Source organism: Nocardioides pelophilus (assembly GCF_014180685.1).
GTDB lineage: Bacteria > Actinomycetota > Actinomycetes > Propionibacteriales > Nocardioidaceae > Nocardioides > Nocardioides pelophilus.
The window spans coordinates 1-20,217 of the sequence record NZ_JACEHF010000068.1; the positions used below are offsets into that span (position 1 = coordinate 1).

General features: G+C 69.5%; 15 protein-coding genes. 1 reads left to right on the forward strand and 14 read right to left on the reverse strand.

What is annotated here, in order from left to right; genetic code table 11:
• From alaS to H0488_RS12560, 12 genes are all read right to left on the reverse strand, one after another.
• A partial coding sequence (gene alaS, locus H0488_RS12505; protein ID WP_246371996.1) for an alanine--tRNA ligase occupies positions 1-2,292 on the reverse strand: 2,292 nt, incomplete at its 3' end.
• Positions 2,292-2,597 carry a DUF6167 family protein gene (locus tag H0488_RS12510; RefSeq protein ID WP_183099609.1) on the reverse strand — a complete coding sequence of 102 codons (306 nt, stop codon included), beginning with the start codon at positions 2,595-2,597 and terminating at the stop codon, positions 2,292-2,294. The genes H0488_RS12510 and alaS, both read right to left, overlap by 1 nt.
• A 42-nt stretch (positions 2,598-2,639) precedes the next feature.
• Positions 2,640-3,218: a hypothetical protein gene (locus H0488_RS12515; RefSeq protein WP_183099610.1), complete on the reverse strand. Its 579-nt coding sequence runs from the start codon at positions 3,216-3,218 to the stop codon at positions 2,640-2,642.
• A 24-nt stretch (positions 3,219-3,242) separates the two neighbouring features.
• Positions 3,243-4,610, reverse strand: coding sequence for a replication-associated recombination protein A (locus H0488_RS12520; RefSeq protein ID WP_312856312.1), 1,368 nt, complete (start codon positions 4,608-4,610; stop codon positions 3,243-3,245).
• 33 nt (positions 4,611-4,643) lie between these two features.
• Positions 4,644-5,750, reverse strand: coding sequence for an ABC transporter ATP-binding protein (locus H0488_RS12525; protein WP_376768468.1), 1,107 nt, complete (start codon positions 5,748-5,750; stop codon positions 4,644-4,646).
• Between the two features lie 173 nt (positions 5,751-5,923).
• Positions 5,924-7,012 carry an ABC transporter ATP-binding protein gene (locus H0488_RS12530; RefSeq protein ID WP_183099611.1) on the reverse strand — a complete coding sequence of 363 codons (1,089 nt, stop codon included), beginning with the start codon at positions 7,010-7,012 and terminating at the stop codon, positions 5,924-5,926.
• A 14-nt stretch (positions 7,013-7,026) separates the two neighbouring features.
• Positions 7,027-8,040 carry an ABC transporter permease gene (locus tag H0488_RS12535; RefSeq protein ID WP_183099612.1) on the reverse strand — a complete coding sequence of 338 codons (1,014 nt, stop codon included), beginning with the start codon at positions 8,038-8,040 and terminating at the stop codon, positions 7,027-7,029.
• Positions 8,041-8,169: 129 nt separating this feature from the next.
• On the reverse strand, positions 8,170-9,945 hold the full coding sequence (locus H0488_RS12540; RefSeq protein ID WP_183099613.1) for an ABC transporter substrate-binding protein: 1,776 nt from the start codon (positions 9,943-9,945) through the stop codon (positions 8,170-8,172).
• Between the two features lie 62 nt (positions 9,946-10,007).
• Entirely contained in the window at positions 10,008-11,033 is a 1,026-nt protein-coding gene (locus H0488_RS12545) for an ABC transporter permease (protein ID WP_220794522.1), read from the reverse strand.
• Positions 11,034-11,222: 189 nt separating this feature from the next.
• Positions 11,223-13,007 carry an aspartate--tRNA ligase gene (gene aspS, locus H0488_RS12550; RefSeq protein ID WP_183099614.1) on the reverse strand — a complete coding sequence of 595 codons (1,785 nt, stop codon included), beginning with the start codon at positions 13,005-13,007 and terminating at the stop codon, positions 11,223-11,225.
• On the reverse strand, positions 13,004-14,398 hold the full coding sequence (gene hisS / locus H0488_RS12555) for a histidine--tRNA ligase (protein ID WP_183099615.1): 1,395 nt from the start codon (positions 14,396-14,398) through the stop codon (positions 13,004-13,006). Before hisS ends, aspS begins: the two co-directional genes overlap by 4 nt.
• A gap of 1 nt (position 14,399) precedes the next feature.
• Positions 14,400-15,134, reverse strand: a complete 735-nt coding sequence (locus H0488_RS12560; RefSeq protein WP_183099616.1) for an MBL fold metallo-hydrolase — start codon at positions 15,132-15,134, stop codon at positions 14,400-14,402.
• 46 nt (positions 15,135-15,180) lie between these two features.
• On the opposite strand from H0488_RS12560, the gene H0488_RS12565 reads away from it, so the two are divergent.
• The gene (locus H0488_RS12565) at positions 15,181-16,422 is read left to right on the forward strand and encodes a DUF349 domain-containing protein (protein ID WP_312856314.1); all 1,242 of its coding nucleotides are present in this window, start codon (positions 15,181-15,183) and stop codon (positions 16,420-16,422) included.
• A 132-nt stretch (positions 16,423-16,554) separates the two neighbouring features.
• Here the strand turns inward: H0488_RS12565 and H0488_RS12570 are convergent, their stop codons facing one another.
• A complete protein-coding gene (locus H0488_RS12570; RefSeq protein ID WP_183099617.1) occupies positions 16,555-17,550 on the reverse strand; it encodes a type IV toxin-antitoxin system AbiEi family antitoxin domain-containing protein in 996 nt (331 codons plus the stop codon).
• Between the two features lie 155 nt (positions 17,551-17,705).
• A complete protein-coding gene (locus H0488_RS12575; protein ID WP_183099623.1) occupies positions 17,706-19,940 on the reverse strand; it encodes a RelA/SpoT family protein in 2,235 nt (744 codons plus the stop codon).
• Positions 19,941-20,217 lie beyond the last annotated feature (277 nt).

Consider the following 20,217-nt stretch of genomic DNA (forward strand, 5'->3'; position numbering starts at 1 on the left):
GGTCCGCAGCTTCTCGACCAGGTCGTTGACCCGCTCGGGCAGGTCCTCCGGCCGGGCCTTGAGCGTCTCGGCGAGCTGTGCGACGAGCACGTGCTCGCGCGCGAGGAACTGGTAGGCGTCGGTGCCGACGAGCGCCTCGACCCGGCGCACGCCGGAGCCGATCGACGCCTCACCGAGGAGCTTGATCACGCCGAGCCGGCCCGAGCTCTGGGCGTGGGTGCCGCCGCACAGCTCGCGGGCCCACTCGCCGACGGACACGACCCGCACCTTGTCGCCGTACTTCTCGCCGAAGAGGGCCATCGCGCCCGACGCCACGGCCTCCTTCTGGCTCATCACCTCGGCGTGGACCGCGAGGTCGTCGAGGACCACGGCGTTGACCCGCGCCTCGACGTCGGCCATCACCGACGCCGGCACCGATCCGGTGGCCGAGAAGTCGAAGCGGAACCGGCCGGGCGAGTTCTCGGAGCCGGCCTGGGTCGCCGTCTCGCCGAGCGCCTCCCGGAAGGCCTTGTGCACCATGTGGGTCGCGGTGTGCGACCGGGAGATCGCGAGCCGGCGCTCGGTGTCGACCTTGGCCTGGGCGGCGACCCCCGCGGCGACCTCGCCCGACAGCACCTTCACCTTGTGCACCACGAGGCCGGCGATCGGGGACTGCACGTCGCGCACCTCGAGCACGGCCCCGTTGGCGAGCTCGATCACGCCCTGGTCGGCGAGCTGGCCGCCGCCCTCGGCGTAGAACGGCGTCCGGTCGAGCACCAGCTCGACCTCATCGCCCTCGTGCGCGGCCCCGACCACGCTGCCGCCGGCGACGATGCCGCGGACGGTGCCCTCGTCGACGATCGTGTCGTAGCCGGTGAACTCGACCGCCCCGCCCATCCCGTCGGCGATCTGGCGGTACGAGTCGGTGTTGCGGTGCGCGCCCTTCTTGGCCTTGGCGTCCGCCTTCGCGCGCTCCCGCTGCTCGTTCATGAGCCGTCGGAAGCCCTCCTCGTCGACCTGCAGGCCCTGCTCGGCCGCCATCTCGAGGGTCAGGTCGATCGGGAAGCCGTAGGTGTCGTGCAGCTGGAACGCCCGGTCGCCCGAGAACACCGTTCCACCCGACTTCTTCACCTCGCCGGCGGCGACGTCGAAGATGCTGGTGCCCGACTTGAGGGTGGCGCGGAACGCGTCCTCCTCGGCGTAGGCGACCGTCGAGATCCGCTCCCAGTTGGTGAGCAGGTCGGTGTAGGTCTCGCCCATCTTGTCGCGGCTGACGGGCATCAGCTCGGGCAGGCACGGGTCGTCGTAGCCGAGCAGTCGCACCGAGCGGACGACGCGCCTGGCCAGCCGCCGCAGGACGTAGCCGCGACCTTCGTTGCCCGGGGTGACACCGTCGTTGATGAGCATCATCGAGGAGCGGATGTGGTCGGCGATGACCCGGAACCGCACGTCGTCGGCGTGGTTGGCGCCGTACTTCTTGCCGGTGAGCTGCTCGGCCTTCTCGATGACGGGGTACATCACGTCGATCTCGTACATGTTCTGCTTGTCCTGCAGCAGGAAGGCGACCCGCTCGAGGCCCATGCCGGTGTCGATGTTCTTCTTCGGCAACGACCCCGCGATGTCGAAGTCCTCCTTGCTGCGGACGGCCGAGAGCTCGTCCTGCATGAAGACCAGGTTCCAGATCTCGAGGTAGCGGTCCTCGAGCTCGGTGGGCATGGCCAGCCGCTCGGTGGTCGCGAACTCGCCGTCCGGGCCGTACGACGGACCGCGGTCGTACAGGATCTCCGAGCACGGGCCGCCCGGGCCGGGCACGCCCATCGACCAGTAGTTCTCGCGCTTGCCGAGCTTGACGATCCGCTCGGCCGGAAGGCCCGTGACCTTCATCCAGTACTCGAGCGCCTCGTCGTCGCCGTGCAGGATCGACGGCCACAGCCGGCTCTCGTCGAGGCCGAACCCGCCGTCGGCGACCGACTTGGTGACCAGGTCCCACGCCAGCTCGATCGCGCCTTCCTTGAAGTAGTCGCCGAAGGAGAAGTTGCCGCACATCTCGAAGAAGGTGCCGTGCCGGGTGGTCTTGCCGACATCTTCGATGTCAGGGGTCCGGATGCACTTCTGGACGCTGGTGGCGCGCCGGTAGGGCGGCGTCTCCTGACCCAGGAAGTAGGGCTTGAACGGCACCATCCCTGCGTTCACGAACAGCAGGTTCGGGTCGTCGAGCAGCAGCGACGCCGACGGCACCGCGGTGTGCCCGGCCGCCTCGAAGTGCGCCAGGAACCGAGCGCGGATCTCCGCAGTGCTCAAGCCGCTGTCCATCAGTTGTCGCCTTTCGGAGGTTCGGATCCTTCGATCGCGGAGGGCTCGGGGCCATGCCCGGGTCGGGTGCCGGACGTTAGCTCCCGGTGCCGGGCCGCCGCGACCTCATATCGGTCGCGGAGGGCGACCTCGGCGTCCGCCATCCCCTGGTGGAACTCGTCGCGGAACATCCGGGCGCCCACCGAGGCGGCGCTCGCCCGGTCGCGCAGGCCGTCGGCGGTGAACGCCTCTGCCACCCGACGTGCCTTCACCATCCCGTAGACACCGGCGGCCGCGCCCGCAGCGAACCAGAAGCCACGCCTCACGGGTGCCTCACGCCTGCCTCACGGGTGGCACCGCCGGCCGCGTCATCCGGGCATCTCCGAGGCGGTCGGGCCGGTCATCGACGCCCGTTGCCGCGCCTCCCACTCGCGCCGCGCCTGCTTGGTGTCGATCTTGCGCTGCTTGCGCGAGCGCTTCACCTCACGCTTCATCTCGAAGCGGATCCGGTTGCGCACCTCCGGTGCCAGCGCGCGGCGGAGCCCCGCAGCGATCGACGCGGTGCGCACCAGGCTCTCGCGCAGCAGGATGTCGACGAACATCGGACCGGGCACGGTCGGGACGAGCGCCATCGGGCCCGTCGCCTTGCGCTGGCCGAGCTGGGTGATGACGTAGTCCTTGTCGTCGACGATCGTCAGGTCGGCGAGCCGGAGGGTCCGGCGAGCCTCGTCCAGCTGCTCGGCCTCCTCCATCAGCCGCGCCTGGAGCAGGTCGAGCTCCTCGCGCAGGGCGTCGACGTCGGCCGCAGCGTTCGACAGCACCTCGTCACCCTGCTCCCGAACGCGTCGCAGCTCGGCAGCCAGCCACCCGAGCGCAGCGAGCAGACCGACGACCAGGAGCACGGTGAGGAAGGCCAACCATCCCGGGACCACCAGCGCGCTCGTCATGGGAGCCAAGCCTATCGGCACCGTTCAGGACTGGTGACCGCGGATGATCCTCCGGACCCGCTCCCAGCGCTGCTTCACCGCCGCCTCGGCGCCGTGCTCGGTCGGGAGGTAGTACTCGGCGTCGGCGACGACGTCCGGCGCGTACTGCTGCTCGGCGACGCCGAACGGCTCGTCGTGGGCGTAGACGTACGACGTGCCGTGGCCGAGCTTGGCGGCCCCGGAGTAGTGCGCGTCGCGCAGGTGCGGCGGCACGGTGCCGATCTTGCCCGCCCGGACGTCCGCGACCGCGGCGCCGATCGCGGTCGTGACCGCGTTGGACTTCGGCGCCACTGCCAGCGCGATCGTCGCGTGGGCGAGCGTGAGCTGGGCCTCGGGCATCCCGATCAGCTGCACGGTCTGGGCCGCGGCGACCGCGGTCGGCAGCGCGGTCGGGTCGGCGAGCCCGATGTCCTCGCTCGCCAGGATCATCAGCCGCCGCGCGATGAACCGCGGGTCCTCCCCCGCCTCCAGCATCCGCGCCAGGTAGTGCACCGCAGCGTCGGCGTCGGAGCCGCGGACCGACTTGATGAAGGCGCTGATCACGTCGTAGTGCTGGTCGCCGTCACGGTCGTAGCGGACGGCGGCCTGGTCGGCCGCCGTCTCGGCCGTCTCCAGCGTGATCCGCTCGGCACCGGCGAGGCTCGCCGCACCGGCCGCGGCCTCCAGGTAGGTCAGGGAGCGGCGGGCGTCGCCTCCGGCCAGGCGCACGATGTGGTCGCGGGCGTCGTCGTCGAGGTCGAACCGCCCGGCCAGCCCGCGTTCGTCGGCCACCGCCCGCTCGACCACCTCGCGGATGTCGTCGTCGGTCAGCGACTCGAGCCGGAGCAGCAGGCTGCGGGAGAGCAGCGGCGAGATCACGCTGAAGGACGGGTTCTCGGTGGTGGCCGCGACCAGCGTGACCCACCTGTTCTCGACGCCGGGCAGCAGCGCGTCCTGCTGCGCCTTGCTGAATCGGTGGACCTCGTCGACGAACAGCACCGTCTCGCGCCCGGCCCCGACCAGGGTGGCCCGCGCGGCATCGATGGCCGCACGTACCTCCTTCACGCCGGCCGAGACGGCCGAGACCTCGACGAACCGACGGTCCGTCTGCCGGCTGAGGATCGAGGCGATCGTCGTCTTGCCGGTGCCGGGCGGTCCCCACAGCAGCAGCGACATCGCCTGGTCCCCCTCGACCAGCTGGCGCAGCGGGGACCCGGGCGCGCGCAGCTGAGGCTGGCCGACGAGCTCGTCGAGGTCGCGCGGACGCATCCGTACGGCGAGCGGCGCGGCCACGTGGACCGAGTCGCTCAGCGACCCGCCGGTCGCAGCCGGGCGACCGGCTTCGGGGGCGTCGAACAGCCCGGGCTCACTCACCCGCCGAGCCTAACCAAGCGCCGCTGGCACCCCTCAGGCGCGGCCGATGGTCTTTGCATCCAGGTCGAACCAGGTGTCGGCGTAGCCGGGCTGCTCGACCAGGTCCGTTGCCGGGCTCGAGCCGGGGTCCGGCTGACCCTCGGCATCCACGCCGAGCAGCCTGGCCGTGAACGGCTCCCGCGGGTGCTCGCCCAGTCGTCCGGGGAAGTGGCAGGCCACCTTGTGACGCTTGCCGATCTGGAGCAACGGCGGTTCGTGCCGGGCGCAGATCTCCTGGGCGATCGGGCAGCGGGTACGGAACCGGCAGCCCGACGGCGGGTCGATCGGGCTCGGCACGTCGCCGGTGAGGCGGATCCGCTCGCGGCGTTCGCCGGTCACCGCCTGCTTCACGTCGGGCACGGCCGAGAGCAGCGCCTGCGTGTAGGGGTGGTGGGCGTTGGAGTAGATGCTGTCGCGGTCGCCGATCTCGACGATCTTGCCGAGGTACATCACCGCCACCTCGGGACAGAAGTGCCGGACCACCGCCAAGTCGTGGGCGATGAAGAGGAACGCGACGCCGAACTCCTGCTGGATGTCCTGCAGCAGGTTGATGACCTGCGCCTGGATGGACACGTCGAGCGCCGACACCGGCTCGTCCGCCACCAGCAGCTTCGGGTTGAGCGTGAGCGCCCGCGCGATGCCGATGCGCTGCCGCTGCCCGCCGGAGAACTCGTTCGGGTAGCGGTTGTAGTGCTCGGGGCTGAGTCCCACGACCTCGAGCAGCTCCTGCACCCGACGCTTGATCTGGTTGCGGGGCAGGATGTTGTGAACCTGTAGCGGGGCGCTGACGATCGCACCGACGGTCTGGCGCGGGTTCAACGAGGTGTAGGGATCCTGGAAGATCATCTGCACGTTGCGGCGCAGCGGCTTGAGCTCCCGGTTGGAGAGCTTGGCCAGGTCGACGCCCTCGAACTGCATCGAGCCGCCGGTCGGCTTGTACAGCCGGGTGATCAGGCGTCCGGTCGTCGACTTGCCGCAGCCGGACTCGCCCACCAGGCCGAGGGAGCCCCCCTTCGGCACCTCGAAGGAGATGCCGTCGACGGCCTGCACGTCACCGATCTTGCGACGGATCAGCCCCGGCGACCTCACCGGGAAGTACATCCGGAGGTTCTCGACGGTCAGGACCGGCTCCGCGTCCGGGTCGAGCTCGCTCGCCGCGTGCCCGTGCTCGGCCACGTCCGCGAACGACGGCACGTCGCTCTCGGGCTCGGGGGTGTCGGTCGCCTGGTAGGCCGCCATGTCCCCCGACCCCTGCTCGGGACTCATGCTCGCCATCACGGCTCCTCAACCAGGTCAGGAGCGATCTCGGGCAGGACCTCGGCCTCGTAGATCGCGTCGGAGTTCGACAGGTGGCAGCGCTTCAGGTGCTGGGGGCCGCGTCCGCCGGGGATCAGCTCGGGCAGCGTGGTCGAGCACAGGTCGCCCGGCACCTTGTCGCGGTGAACGCAGCGCGGGTGGAAGGCGCAACCGGTCGGCGGTGACAACAGGCTGGGCGGGTTGCCGGGAATCGGGATCATCCGCGCGCTCGTGTCGGAGGTGACGTCCGGGACGCTCGAGAGCAGCCCCCACGTGTAGGGCATCTCCGGGTGGACCATGATCTCCTTGCACGGGCCGTACTCGACCGCGCGGCCGGCGTACATCACCAGTACGTCGTCGGCCATCTCCGCGATCACCCCGAGGTCGTGGGTGATGATGATGACGGCGGAGTTGAACTCGCGCTGGAGGTCCTGCAGCAGGTCGAGGATCTGGGCCTGCACCGTCACGTCGAGCGCGGTCGTCGGCTCGTCGGCGATCAGCAGCGACGGGTCGTTGATCAGCCCCATCGCGATCATGGCGCGCTGCCGCATGCCGCCCGAGAACTGGTGGGGGAAGTCGTCGACCCGACGGTCCGGCTTCGGGATCCCGACCCGGTCCAGCATCTCGATCGCCTTGCGTCGGGCGTCGCGCTTGCTGGCGCTGGGGTGGTGCACGCGGTAGGCCTCGGCGAGCTGTCCGCCCACCCGGTAGAACGGGTGCAGCGCGGCCAGTGCGTCCTGGAAGATCATCGCGATCTCGTTGCCGCGCAGCTTGCGGAGCTTGGCCTCCGACATGCCGACGACCTCGGTGCCGCGCACCCGGATCGATCCGGTGATGCGGGCGGACCGGGCGTCGTGCAGACCGAGCACGGCCATGCTCGAGACGGACTTGCCCGAGCCCGACTCACCCACGATGCCGAGGGTCTTGCCGAGCTCGACCTGGTAGCTGAGGTTGGACACCGCGGTGACCACGCCGTCCTCGGTCGGGAACTGGACGGTCAGGTCCTCGACCACCAGCAGCGGGTCGTCCACGGAACCTCCTTCGGGCGCAGCGGTGGGCGCGGTCATCGGTTCGGCCGCGCTCACGAGAGTCGCACCCGTGGGTCGAGGACGCTGTAGATCACGTCGACGATCAGGTTGCTGGTGATCAGGATCGCGGCGCCGAAGAGCGCAGTGGCAGAGACCACCGGAAGGTCCTTCTGGTAGACCGCCTCGAGGCCCCAGAGCCCGATCCCCTCGATGTCGAAGATGCGTTCGGTGAAGATGGTGCCGGCCAGCAGCGTGCCGAAGTCGATACCGAAGATCGTGACGACCGGGACCAGCGCGGACCGCAGGCCGTGCTTGTAGATCACGGTGCGGTTGGGGAGTCCCTTGGCCTTCGCCGTGCGGATGTAGTCCTCGCTCAGGACCTCGACCATGGAACCGCGGGAATAACGCGTGTACTGCGTGCAGCCGAAGATGCCGAGCGCGATCCACGCCAGCAGCATCCCGCTGGCCCACTTCCCTGGGTTGTCGGTGATCGGGAAGTAGCCCGTGTCGGAGATGACGGGCACTTGGAGGTTGATGGTGACGAAGAGCCATGCCAAGAGCGCGAACAGGTAGTACGGGATCGAACTGATGGCGAGGAACGAGGAGACCAGGGCCTTGTCCGCGAGCGTGCCTCTTCGTTTGGCTGCGGCGACGCCGATGGGTATGCCGAGGAGGAGGTAGAGCGTGGCGCCGCCGAGCGCGACCGACAGGGTCGCGGGCATGCGCGTCTTCATCTCGTCGAAGACGTCCTGCTTGGTCCGGTAGGAGATGCCGAGGCACGGGGCCTCGCAGTCGTAGACCTTCGTGTTCTTGCTGAACTTGATCTCGCGGCCGGTGAAGACGCCGTCGATGAAGGTGCCGTACTCCTGGTACCACGGGTTGTTGAAGCCCAGCGTCTCGCGGAACACCTCGAGCCGCTCGGGCGTGCACCGGTTGCTGGTCTCGCGGTCGCAGATCGACTGCGCGGGCTCGCTGGGCCCGAACCAGAAGAGGAGGAAGATGCTCAGCGAGACCAGGAAGAGCACCACGATGCCCGACAGGACTCGCTTCACAAGGTAGGCGAACACAGTTCCTCCGAGGTGTCGGTCAGGGAGGTCGCACAAGACGACCGGCGTACCGGTGGGGGCCCCGGGGTCCGGGACCCCCACCGGGGGCGGTGGCCGGGTCAGCCCGTACGGGCCGACCCGGCACCAGGATCACTCAGCGACGAAGAGATCCTTGTAGTTGGGTGCGCCGAGCGCGCCGTCACCCGTCGGGTTCCCGATCTTCTCACCGAAGGTGAAGAGGTCGTTGCGGAACGCGGTCGGGATGATCGGGTAGTACTCGGTCGCGATGCGCTCGTCGAGCGCACCCCAGGCGTCCGGCTGCTCCTCGAGCGGGAGAAGCGGGATGGCCTCGAACTCAGCGTCGATCTCCTCCTCGGAGAAGAACGCCGTGTTGTAGGTCGCGCCCGTGCGGAGCAGGGACGGGAGCATGGTCAGGCCGGACGGCCAGTCGGAGCACCAGTTGACGCCACGGAGGTTCAGCGTCTTGTTGATCCGGTTGTCCGGGTCGGTCCAGATCGTGTACAGCGAGGTCTCGATCGGGATCGGGATGCCCTTCACCTTGAAGCCGGCGTCGGTCAGACCCTTCTCGATCTGCTCCTGCGCCGCCTCGGTGGTCGGGGTGCCCTCGTTGTAGACCATGGTGATCTCGTACTCACCGGGCTCGTAACCGGCCTCGGCAAGCAGCTCCTTGGCCTTCTCCGGGTCAGTGGTGATCTGCTCACCGTCGACCTGGTAGTCCGACTTGCCGGCCATGCCCGGAGGCATCACCGAGTTCGCCGGGACCCGGGTCACGCCGGGAACCTCGCCCGACGCCTGCCACACGCTCTCGTACGGGTAGGCGTACGCGAGTGCCTTGCGGACCTCGATCTCGGTGATCTTGGTGTAGTCAGGAGCCCAGAAGCTGGTGCACTGGGCGGACTGCTGCACCAGACGGTCGCCGAGGGCCGACCGCAGGTCGGTGTAGTTCTCGGAGTTGATGCCGGTCGACAGCGCGGTCTGCGACTCGTCGTTGCCGCTCAGGATCAACTCGTCGACCTGGGTGGAGTCCTCGGAGAACTTGAAGACCCACTGGTCGGCGTACTGGTGGCGGGCCGGGTCCGACTCGGCGATCCACTCGTCGTTGCGAACCAGCACGAGCTCCTCGCTCGGGCGGAACGACTCGACCTTGTAGGGGCCGTTCGAGAGCGGCATGGCGCCGTACTCGGGCGGCTGGGACTCGTCACCGAGAGGCGCCGGGCCCATGGCCATGAACGCACCCCAGTAGTCCATGTCGGGGAAGGGGGTCTCCATCTGGATGGTGACCGTACGCGCGTCGTTGTCGAACGAGATCGCGTCGTACTCCTTGCCCTTGTCGGTGTAGGGACCGGCGTAGTCGGCCGCACCTGCGAAGAAGTGCTTGGAGTACTCGGTGCCGGGACCGGACGGGAACGCGTCGGAGTCGAGCGAGCGCTCGATGCCCCACGCGACCTCTTCGGCGGTGATCGGAGCACCGGTCTCCCAGGTGGCGTCCTCACGGATCGTGAAGGTCCACTCGGTGAAGTCCTCGTTCGGCTGACCGAGGTCCTCGGCCAGGTCCGGCACGAGCACCATCTCGCCGGACTCGTTGTCACGCGCGTACTGCGTGAGCGAGCGGTGAGTCAGTGCCTGCTGGATCGAGTTGCCGGTCACCGACCAGCCGTTGGTGGGGTCGAGGTCCTCCGGGCCCGGGTCGTCGGGCAGGTAGACCGTGATGGTTCCACCCTCGGTCGCCCCCTCGACCTCCGGAGCCGGACCCTGACGGTCGGGATCCTTGTCGATGGTCTCGGCGGCGTCTTCGAACTCGCCGCCCTCACCCTCGCCCTCGTTGCCGTCGCTCCCGCCGCATGCGGCGAGGGAGACCAACACGGCACTCGTGGCCAGTGTGGCCAGCGCCTTGCTCCGTCTCATGTTCCAGCCTTTCTTTCTCTGGTTGCGCGCCCGAAAGTCACGGGAGCGACATCTGTGTCCGCCTAGCGACGGGTCTTGGGGTCCAGGGCGTCGCGGATGGCGTCGCCGAGGAGGTTGAGGGAGAGCACGAGGAGGACCACGCCGACCATCGGCTCGATGAGGAACAGCGGGTAGCTGTCCCAGTACGGCGTCGCCTTGAGGATCGTCTGGCCCCAGGAAGCGCCGTCGGTGACGCCGATGCCGAGGAAGGCCAGGCCCGCCTCGAGTGCGACGAACGCCGGCAGCATGAGGGAGACGGCCACCACGATCGGGGCGACCAGGTTGGGCAGCAGTTCGCGGAACAGGATCCGCCGGGTCGGCATGCCGATGACCCGCGCGGCGTGGACGAACTCGCGCTCGCGCAGCGAGAGCACCTCGCCGCGGACGAGTCGGGCCACCCCCATCCAGCCGAAGACCGCGAGCACCCCGATCAACGAGACCTTCTGGATCGTCGGATAGTTGTCGGACGCCGCGAACCGTTCGTTGATGATCGGCGCGATCGCCAGCGCGGCGAGCAGGAACGGGATGGTCAGGAAGAAGTCGATGATGAACGACAGGACCTTGTCGACGATGCCGCCCATGAACCCGGCGATCAGGCCCATCAGGACGCCGACGATGGAGGCGGCCAGGGTGGCCGCGCCCGCGATCATCAGCGACGTGCGGCAGCCGTAGAGCCAGTGCGCCAGGTTGTCCGACCCGGTGCGCGGGTTGATGCCGAACGGGTGCTCCGGGTCGAAGCCGTGCGCGGGAGGCCCGGCCTTGGGGAGGCCCGCGTCGGGAGAGGCGTAGTTGCACTCCACGACCTCGCACACCGAGACGGTGTCGAGCGAGACGCCGAACATCTTGGCCAGCAGCGGCGCGAAGACCGCGACGAAGACGAAGAACATCACCACCGCGAAGCAGACCACCGCGACCTTGTCGCGACGGAGCCGGGTCAGCGCGATCCGCAACGGCGAACGGCCGGCGAACTCATCCCCTCGGGTTTCATCGTCGGTCGCACCATCGTGCAGCTTCTCGGCGACCTGGATGCCCGCGCTGGGGTCCGACATGCTCACCTCGCTCGGCCCGGAGGCCACGGAATTGAGGTCCGGCACCCAGCCGTTCCCCGGCGCTCCCGATGGGCGCCGTCCGAGACTCTAGGCGAGCGCGACAGTGATGGGGATCACCGTGCGGTAACGATGTGGTCACGGTAGCCGCTTCCGGCCGAACGGCCCGACCACTGGAGGGCTTCCCCTGAGTCAGGCCTCGGACTCGACATCCTTCGCAGGAAGGGCGTCGACCCCGGCCTCCTTACGCTGTTCGGGAGTGATGGGAGCGGGCGCCGCCGTGAGCGGGTCGTAGCCGCCGCCGGACTTCGGGAACGCGATCACCTCGCGGATCGAGTCGGCGCCCGCGAGCAGGGCGCTGATCCGGTCCCAGCCGAACGCGATCCCGCCGTGCGGCGGCGCGCCGTACTTGAAAGCCTCGAGGAGGAAGCCGAACTTCTCCTGCGCCTCCTCCTCGCCGATGCCCATCAGCGCGAACACCCGCTTCTGGATGTCCTCGCGGTGGATACGGATCGAGCCGCCGCCGATCTCGTTGCCGTTGCAGACGATGTCGTAGGCCCAGGCCAGGGCGTTGCCGGGGTCCTGGTCGAAGGCGTCGGGGTCCTGCGGGCTGGTGAAGGCGTGGTGGACCGCGGTCCACTCCCCCTGGCCCACGGCGACGTCGCCGGCGGCGGTCGCGTCCGACGCGGGCTCGAGCAGCGGGGCGTCGACGACCCAGACGAAGCTCCAGGCGCTCTCGTCGATCAGGCCGCAGCGGCGGCCGATCTCGAGTCGGGCGGCGCCGAGCAGCGCCCGGCTGGACTTGACGGCACCGGCGGCGAAGAAGACGCAGTCACCGGGTTGGGCGCCCACGTGTGCAGCGAGGCCGGCCCTCTCCTCGTCGGACAGGTTCTTGGCGACCGGGCCGCCCAGCTCGCCGTCCTCCTGGACCAGCACGTAGGCGAGGCCACGGGCCCCGCGCTGCTTGGCCCACTCCTGCCAGGCGTCGAGCTGCTTGCGGGGCTGGCCGGCACCGCCGGGCATCACCACGGCACCGACGTACGGGGCCTGGAAGACGCGGAACGGCGTGTCCTTGAAGTAGTCCGTGCACTCGACGAGCTCCTGGCCCATCCGCAGGTCGGGCTTGTCGGAGCCGTAGCGGGCCATCGCGTCGGCGAAGGTGATCCGCGGGATCGGGCGCGGGATCTCATGACCGATCAGCTGCCACAGGGCCGCGAGGATCTCCTCCGAGAGCGCGAGCACGTCGTCCTGCTCGACGAAGCTCATCTCGACGTCGAGCTGGGTGAACTCGGGCTGGCGGTCGGCGCGGAAGTCCTCGTCGCGGTAGCAGCGCGCGATCTGGTAGTAGCGCTCCATGCCGGCGACCATGAGCAGCTGCTTGAAGAGCTGGGGGCTCTGCGGCAGGGCGTACCAGCTCCCGGGCTGCAGGCGGGCCGGCACCAGGAAGTCGCGAGCACCCTCGGGGGTGCTGCGGGTCAGCGTGGGGGTCTCGATCTCGACGAAGTCGTGCGCGTCGAGGACCGCGCGGGCGGCCTGGTTGACCTTGCTGCGGAGTCGGAGGGCGGCGCCGGGCGTCGTCCGGCGGAGGTCGAGGTAGCGGTGCTTGAGCCGGACCTCCTCCCCCACGTCGACGTGGTCGCTGATGGGGAACGGCAGGGCCGCCGACGCCGATAGCACCTCGACGCCCGCCTGTCCGGGCAGGGCGACGACCTCGATCGCACCCGTGGGCAGGTTGGGGTTCTCGTTGCCCGCCTTGCGGGCGGTGACCTCGCCGGTCACCTTGAGGCAGTACTCCGAGCGCAGGGCGTGCGCGACCGCCTCGTCGCGGATGACCACCTGGACGATGCCGCTGGCCTCGCGCAGGTCGATGAACGCAACCCCGCCGTGATCGCGCCGGTTGGCCACCCAGCCGGCGAGGGTCACGGTCTGGCCGACGTGCTCAGCGCGCAGGGCGCCGGCGTCGTGGGTGCGGATCACTGGTCTGTCTCCGTTTCGTTGGTCGGGTCGGTCGAGACCCGGATGGTCGGTCGCAGGTCCTCGGCAGGAGGCTCCCAGGTCGCCGGCTCGGCCGGCACCTGGTTTCCGCTGCGGATGTCCTTGACCTCGTGCTGGATGACGCCGTCGGCGTCCGTGGTCGAGAACCACACGTAGGGGATGCCGCGTCGGTCGGCGTGACGGATCTGCTTGCCGAACTTCGCCGCGGAAGGGGCGACCTCGCACGGGATGCCGCGGGCCCGCAACGCGGTGGCGACAGCGTCGCTGGCGCCGCGCGACTCCTCGTCGCTGACGGCCACGAGGACGGCGCTCGGCACCGACCGGTCAGCGGTCACCAGTCCACGATGAATGAGCGGCACCAGCACCCGGCTGACGCCGAGCGAGATGCCCACGCCGGGGTACGTCGTCCGCCCGTCGCTGGCGAGCGCGTCGTACCGGCCCCCCGAGCAGATCGAACCGAGCGACTCGAACCCGTCGAGCCGGGTCTCGAACACGGTGCCGGTGTAGTAGTCCAGGCCGCGGGCGATCGAGAGGTCCGCCTCGATCCGGACCTGGTCGGTCGACAGGCCCGCGGTGCCGCGCAGCAGCTGGGCGAGCTCGTCGAGGCCCTCGTCGAGCAGCGGGTGCTCGACGCCGAGAGCGCGGACCTGCGCGACGAAGGAGTCGTCGGCGGCGCGGATGGCGGCGAGCGCGAGGCACTGCTCGGCCTGGGCGGACGTCAACCCGGCCTCCGCGACCAGCTGGCCGGCGACCTGCTCGGGCGACAGCTTGTCGAGCTTGTCGACCAGCCGCATCACCTCGTCGACGTCGGACGCGCCGATGCCGAGGTAGAAGCCCTGGATCAGCTTGCGGTTGTTGACCTGCAGCCGGAAGCCGGGCAGGCCGATCGAGCCGGGGTTGGCGAGCCTGCCGAGCGCGTCGAGCATCACCCGGGTGACCTCGACGTCGTGGTGGAACGGGAGCTCGTCGCGGCCGACGATGTCGATGTCGGCCTGGAGGAACTCGCGGAACCTGCCCTCCTGCGGCCGCTCGCCGCGCCACACCTTCTGGATCTGGTAGCGGCGGAACGGGAACTCGAGCTTGCCGGCGTGCTCGAGGACGTAGCGGGCGAACGGGACGGTCAGGTCGAAGTGGAGACCGATCCCCGAGTCCTTGCCGCCCTCCGCCTCCTGCAGGCGGCGGAGGACGTAGACCTCCTTGGAGGTCTCGCCCTTCCGCAGCAGCTGGTCCAGCGGCTCGACCGCACGGGTCTCGACGCTGGCGAAGCCGTGCAGCTCGAAGGTCGTCGCGAGGGTCGCGATGACGTGCTGCTCGACCACCCGCTGCGCAGGCAGGAACTCGGGGAAGCCGCTGAGCGGCGCCGGCTTGCTCAACTCACATTCCTCGGGTGACTCGTCCGGCGGGGCTCCCCGAGAAGTCGGGGTCATCCAGGAGCTCCAGCAGGAAGGGGTTGGTCGCGCGCTCGCGACCGATGGACGTCTGTCCGCCGTGGCCGGGCAGCACCACGACGTCGTCGGCGAGGGTGAGCACCTTGTCGCGCAGGCTGCGCAGCATCGTCGGGTGGTCACCACCGGGCAGGTCGGTGCGGCCGATCGACCCCTCGAACAGCAGGTCGCCCGAGAACATCACCTCGCTGATGTCTGCCTGGTCGTACGGCGTGCGGAACGTCACCGACCCCTCGGTGTGCCCGGGCGTGTGGTCGACGACGAACCGCAGGCCGGCCAGCTCGAGGTCGAGACCGTCCGCCAGCTCGCGGACGTCGTCGGGCTCGGCGAACGAGAAGGAGCCGTCGGGCATGCCGAGCAGCATCGCCGCGGACTCGCGGGACATGCCGCCGAGGGGATCGCTCAGCAGATGGCGGTCGCGCGGGTGGATCCACGCGGTCGCGTCGTAGGTGCCGGCGACGGGTGCGACGCTCCACATGTGGTCGATGTGACCGTGGGTGACCAGGACCGCCACCGGCTTCAGCTTGTGCTCGCGGATCACCTCGGCGACACCGGCGGCGGCGTCCTTCCCCGGGTCGATCACGACGCACTCCGCACCCGCGGCGGTGGCCGCGACGTAGCAGTTCGTGCCCCAGGGCCCTGCGGGGAAGCCGGCGATCAGCATCGACCCAGCCTATCGGCCGGAGCCCTCTCCCTTAGCATTGCCCATTGTGACTGCCAGCGAGTTCGGCCGCGTCGACGACGACGGCACTGTCTACGTGAAGACCGCCGACGGCGAGCGGCCGGTGGGACAGATGCCTGATGCGTCGCCTGAGGAGGCGATGGCCTTCTACACGCGGCGGTACGACGCGCTGGCGCTCGAGGTCGACCTGCTGCACAAGCGGGTCAACTCAGGGGTGCTGTCGCCGGACGAGGCCGCGAACGCCGTACGCATCGTGCGGGCGCAGCTCGTCGACGCCCACGCCGTCGGCGACCTCGCCGGGCTGAGCGCCCGCCTCGACGAGCTGGGGCCGGTGATCGCCACCCAGCGCGAGGCGCGGCGCGCAGAGAAGGCGCGCAAGTCCGTCGAGGCGAAGGAGCAGAAGGAGAAGCTCGCCGCCGAGGCGGAGGCCATCGCGCAGGGGCGGGACTGGAAGAACGGCGCCAACCGGCTGCGCGAGCTGCTCGACCAGTGGAAGCAGCTGCCGCGGATCGAGAAGGCGGCCGACGACGCCCTGTGGAAGCGGTTCTCCTCGGCCCGGTCCGCCTACACCAAGGCCCGCAAGGCGCACTTCGCGGAGCAGGACGAGAAGCGCGACGCCGCGCGGGTCGTGAAGGAGCGGTTGGTCAAGGAGGCCGAGAGCCTCGTCGGCTCCACAGAGTGGGGTCCGACCGCCGGCGCCTACCGCGACCTGATGCGCCAGTGGAAGGCCGCCGGCCCGGCGCCCAAGGGCGTCGACGACGAGCTCTGGAAGCGCTTCCGCGGCGCGCAGGACACCTTCTTCGGTGCCCGGGACGAGGCCAATGCCGCGCTCGACGCCGAGTTCGCCGCCAATGCGGTCGTCAAGGAGCAGCTGATCGTCGAGGCCGAGGCCCTGCTGCCGGCACTCAAGGACGGCTCGGGCGACCTCGACGCCATCAAGCGCAGCTTCCGGGACATCGCCGACCGGTGGGATGAGGCCGGCAAGGTCCCCCGCGACCGGATCAAGGACCTCGAGGGCCGCATGCGCGTGGTCGAGCAGGCGATCCGCAAGGTCGAGGACGAGCAGTGGCGCCGTACCGACCCCGAGAAGTCGGCCCGCGCCGACGACATGGTCGTCAAGCTCGAGACCGCCATCGCCGAGGCCCAGGCGAAGCTCGAGAAGGCCCGCGCTGCTGGCGACGCCAAGCGGATCAAGGAGCTCGAGGAGAACCTCGAAGGCCGCCGGTCCTTCCTCGAGATGGCCAAGCGGGCGTCTGCCGACTACCGCTGACCTGTTGGGGGTGGTGGGGCCTCCTGCAGGAATCCCCGGTCGACCGGGGATTCCTGCGCTTGTCGGCCACTGCAATGCCCAACAAGTGCCAGGATTGCCCGTCCGGTGTGAATGCTGGGATAGCTGGGGCACTCAGGCGGTACGCCGAGACCGGGCCACGGACTCGATGAGGTTCCGCAGCCGGGCAACGAGACGCTCCGGGTTGGCCAAGTCGAACCAGGTCACTCGCAGGCATCGCCAACCGGTGATCTCCGCGATCCGCTCCTCACGGCGCTTCTCACGGAGCACGATCCGCGTGACGTCCTCCTCGTCATCCTCGGCGGTCCGGCGACGCTGGTACTTGACCTTGCCGTCGAACTCGATCCAGATCCCGAGCGCGGGGTAGGCGAAGTCCAGCCGTGCAACCAGGCGACCGTTGTCGAAGACCTCGTACTGGGGTTCGGGGAGGGGAAACTGGTGCTTCCACAAGAAGTAGAAGGTGCGGCTTTCACCAGGCGACTCGATACGCGGGTCCGCCAGCTTGATCACGAGCTCGCACTTGAGCGAGAACGGCCAACGAGCGATGGAATCGTCGTACCGGGTTCGAAGCTGCTCGGGCGTGAAGTCGGCGCGATGCAGGAAGTGATTGGCGACGACGAGTGAGGCTTCGACAGACCCGACCGTTGTGACCTCGAGAGCGGTGCGGAGCGGCGAGCTGATCTGGAGACCGTGGGCGGTCACGACGTCCCCCTCCGCGACGGCGCCGCGATGTTGCTGGATACCGGCCTCTCGCCGTCCTGTCCTCCCATCGAAGCGAGTGAGGTGGGCATCCCCGAGGTCGAAGCCCCACAGCGGTCCGTCCAGCAGCGGCACCGCTGATGTGTGACTGATGAAGACGTTGGTCCGCGCCTGGCGATAGGCAGCCCGCGAGCGGACGGCGTACTGCTGCTCCGGGGACATGGATCGCCAAGCCGGGCCGTCCACATAAGCGCCACGCCGGGGCCTCTCGACCGTGCCCGCCTTGAGCGCCCGGGCAAGGCTTCGATCAGACTCCCCCGCCGCAAGCAATTCCAGGCGAAGCCAGATCGGGGTGAGGCGCAGATCCACGGGCGACAGATGCATGCCGGGTTGGCTGCCCGACGAGGGCACCTGCTCAAACTACGGTCCGGCGAACCTGTGGATGGGAGCGTGAACCGCTGACTGGACGGGGCCAACTGGCGCTTGTCGGCCGTTGCGATGACCGACATGTGCAGGAATCCCCGGTCGACCGGGGATTCCTGCGCCAGGCGCCCACCCGCCCCGAACTACTGGGTGACGCGGTAGGCGTCGAAGACGCCGGGGATGCTGCGGACGTTCTTGAGGACCGTGTCGAGGTGCTTGGCGTCGGCCATCTCGAAGGTGAAGCGGGTCTTGGCGACCCGGTCGCGGGTGGTGGTGAGGTTGGCCGACAGGATGTTCACGTGGGCGTCGGACAGCACCATGGTGATGTCGGACAGCAGGCGTGAGCGGTCGAGCGCCTCGACCTGGATGTTGACCAGGAAGGTCGTCTGACCGGTCGGTGCCCACTCGACCTCGAGCAGCTTCTCCGGCTGCCCCATCAGGTTCGCGGCGTTGGTGCAGTCGGTGCGGTGCACCGATACCCCGCCGCCCTTGGTGACGAACCCGAGGATCGAGTCCGGCGGGACCGGCGTACAGCACTTCGCGAGCTTCACCCACACGTCGGCGGCGCCCTTGACCACGACACCCGCGTCGGTGCCGGGCGCGAGCCGCCGGGGACGGCTGCGGCGACCCGTGATGGTGACCGCCTCGGCGAGGTCCTCCTGCGCGCCCTCGTCGCCGCCGTGCATCTCGATGACTCGGCGTACGACGGCCTGGGCGCCGAGGTTGCCCTCCCCCACGGCCGCGTAGAGCGCGGTCACGTCGGCGAGCCGGAAGTGCTCGGCGACCTGGTTGAGCGACTCGTGCGTCAGCAGGCGCTTGAGGGGCAGCCCCTCCTTGCGCATCAGCTTGGCGATCTCGTCCTTGCCGTGGTCGATCGCCTCCTCGCGCCGCTCCTTCGTGAACCACTGCTTGATCTTCGAGCGGGCGCGCTGGGACTTGACGAAGTTCAGCCAGTCGCGGGACGGACCGGCCGTCGGCGACTTGGACGTGAAGACCTCGACCACGTCGCCGTTCTCGAGAGTCGACTCCAGCGGGACCAGGCGCCCGTTGACCCGGGAGCCGATGGTGTGGTGCCCGACCTCGGTGTGGACGGCGTAGGCGAAGTCGACCGGCGTCGAGCCCGACGGCAGGGCGATGACGTCGCCGCGCGGCGTGAAGACGTAGGTCTCGGTCTGGTTGATCTCGAACCGCAGCGACTCGAGGAACTCCCCCGGGTCGTCGACCTCGCTCTGCCAGTCCAGGAGCTGGCGGACCCAGCTCATGTCGTCGATGTCGCCCCGCTTGTCGGTGTCGGCGCCGACGCGACCGTCCTCCTTGTACTTCCAGTGGGCCGCGACGCCGTACTCCGCGCGGCGGTGCATCCCGAACGTGCGGATCTGCATCTCCACCGGCTTGCCCTGCGGCCCGATGACCGAGGTGTGGAGCGACTGGTACATGTTGAACTTCGGCATCGCGACGTAGTCCTTGAACCGGCCGAGCACCGGGTTCCACCGCGAGTGCAGCACGCCGAGCACGCCGTAGCAGTCGCGGTCCTCCTCGACCAGGATCCGGATGCCGACCAGGTCGTAGATGTCGGAGAAGTCGCGGCCGCCGACGATCATCTTCTGGTAGATCGAGTAGTAGTGCTTCGGGCGGCCGGTGACCGTCGCCTTGATCTTGGCCTCGCGCAGGTCCTTCTCGACCTGGGTGATCACCTCGGCGAGGAACTGGTCGCGCGACGGCGCGCGCTCGGCCACCATCCGCACGATCTCGTCGTAGATCTTCGGGTGCAGGGTCGCGAACGCCAGGTCCTCGAGCTCCCACTTGATCGTGTTCATGCCGAGCCGGTGGGCCAGCGGCGCGTAGATGTCGAGCGTCTCGCGGGCCGTGCGCTCCTGGCTCTTCTGCGGGACGTAGCGCAGCGTGCGCATGTTGTGGAGCCGGTCGGCGAGCTTGATCACGAGTACCCGGATGTCGCGCGACATCGCAACGATCATCTTGCGGATGGTCTCGGCCTGGGCCGAGTCGCCGTAGACGACCTTGTCGAGCTTGGTGACGCCGTCGACGAGCCGGGCGACCTCGTCGCCGAACTCCTGGCGGCACTGCTCCAAGGTGTACGGCGTGTCCTCGACGGTGTCGTGGAGAAGGGCGGCCACCAGCGTCGGCTCGGTCATGCCGATGCCGGCGAGGATCGTGGTCACCGCGAGCGGGTGGGTGATGTAGGGGTCGCCGCTCTTGCGCATCTGGGTGCCGTGCAGGCGCTCGGCGGTGGTGTAGGCCCGCTCCAGCAGCGCGAGGTCTGCCTTCGGGTGGTTGGCGCGGACCGCGCGGAACAGCGGCTCGAGCACCGGGTTGGACGTCGAGGTGCGGGTGCCCATCCGGGCGAGCCGCGCGCGCATGCCGCGACCGCCCACGACGGTGTCGCTGGTGGTCGCCGGGACCTCGATCGGGCGCGCGGGAACCGGCCGGTCGCTGGCCCGTTCCTCACTCATGCACAGAGTCTATTGGTCCAGCCGCACGGTCAGACGACCGCGAGGGAGGTCACGGGTACGTCGCCGACGGTCGCGCGCCCGGGAAGGAACGAGAGCTCCATCAGGAACGCCATCGCGGCGACCGTGCCGGCGCACGCACGCACCAGCTCGGCCGTGGCTCGGGCGGGGCCGCCGGTCGCGGGGA

Bases quoted from the DNA above. Each gene is read 5' to 3' on its own strand.
- H0488_RS12515 (WP_183099610.1), bottom strand. From the start codon at position 3,218: ATGACGAGCGCGCTGGTGGTCCCGGGATGGTTGGCCTTCCTCACCGTG.
- H0488_RS12525 (WP_376768468.1), bottom strand. From the start codon at position 5,750: ATGTACTTCCCGGTGAGGTCGCCGGGGCTGATCCGTCGCAAGATCGGT.
- H0488_RS12530 (WP_183099611.1), bottom strand. From the start codon at position 7,012: ATGACCGCGCCCACCGCTGCGCCCGAAGGAGGTTCCGTGGACGACCCG.
- H0488_RS12540 (WP_183099613.1), bottom strand. From the start codon at position 9,945: ATGAGACGGAGCAAGGCGCTGGCCACACTGGCCACGAGTGCCGTGTTG.
- H0488_RS12545 (WP_220794522.1), bottom strand. From the start codon at position 11,033: ATGTCGGACCCCAGCGCGGGCATCCAGGTCGCCGAGAAGCTGCACGAT.
- H0488_RS12560 (WP_183099616.1), bottom strand. From the start codon at position 15,134: ATGCTGATCGCCGGCTTCCCCGCAGGGCCCTGGGGCACGAACTGCTAC.
- H0488_RS12575 (WP_183099623.1), bottom strand. From the start codon at position 19,940: ATGCGCGCGCGGCTCGCCCGGATGGGCACCCGCACCTCGACGTCCAAC.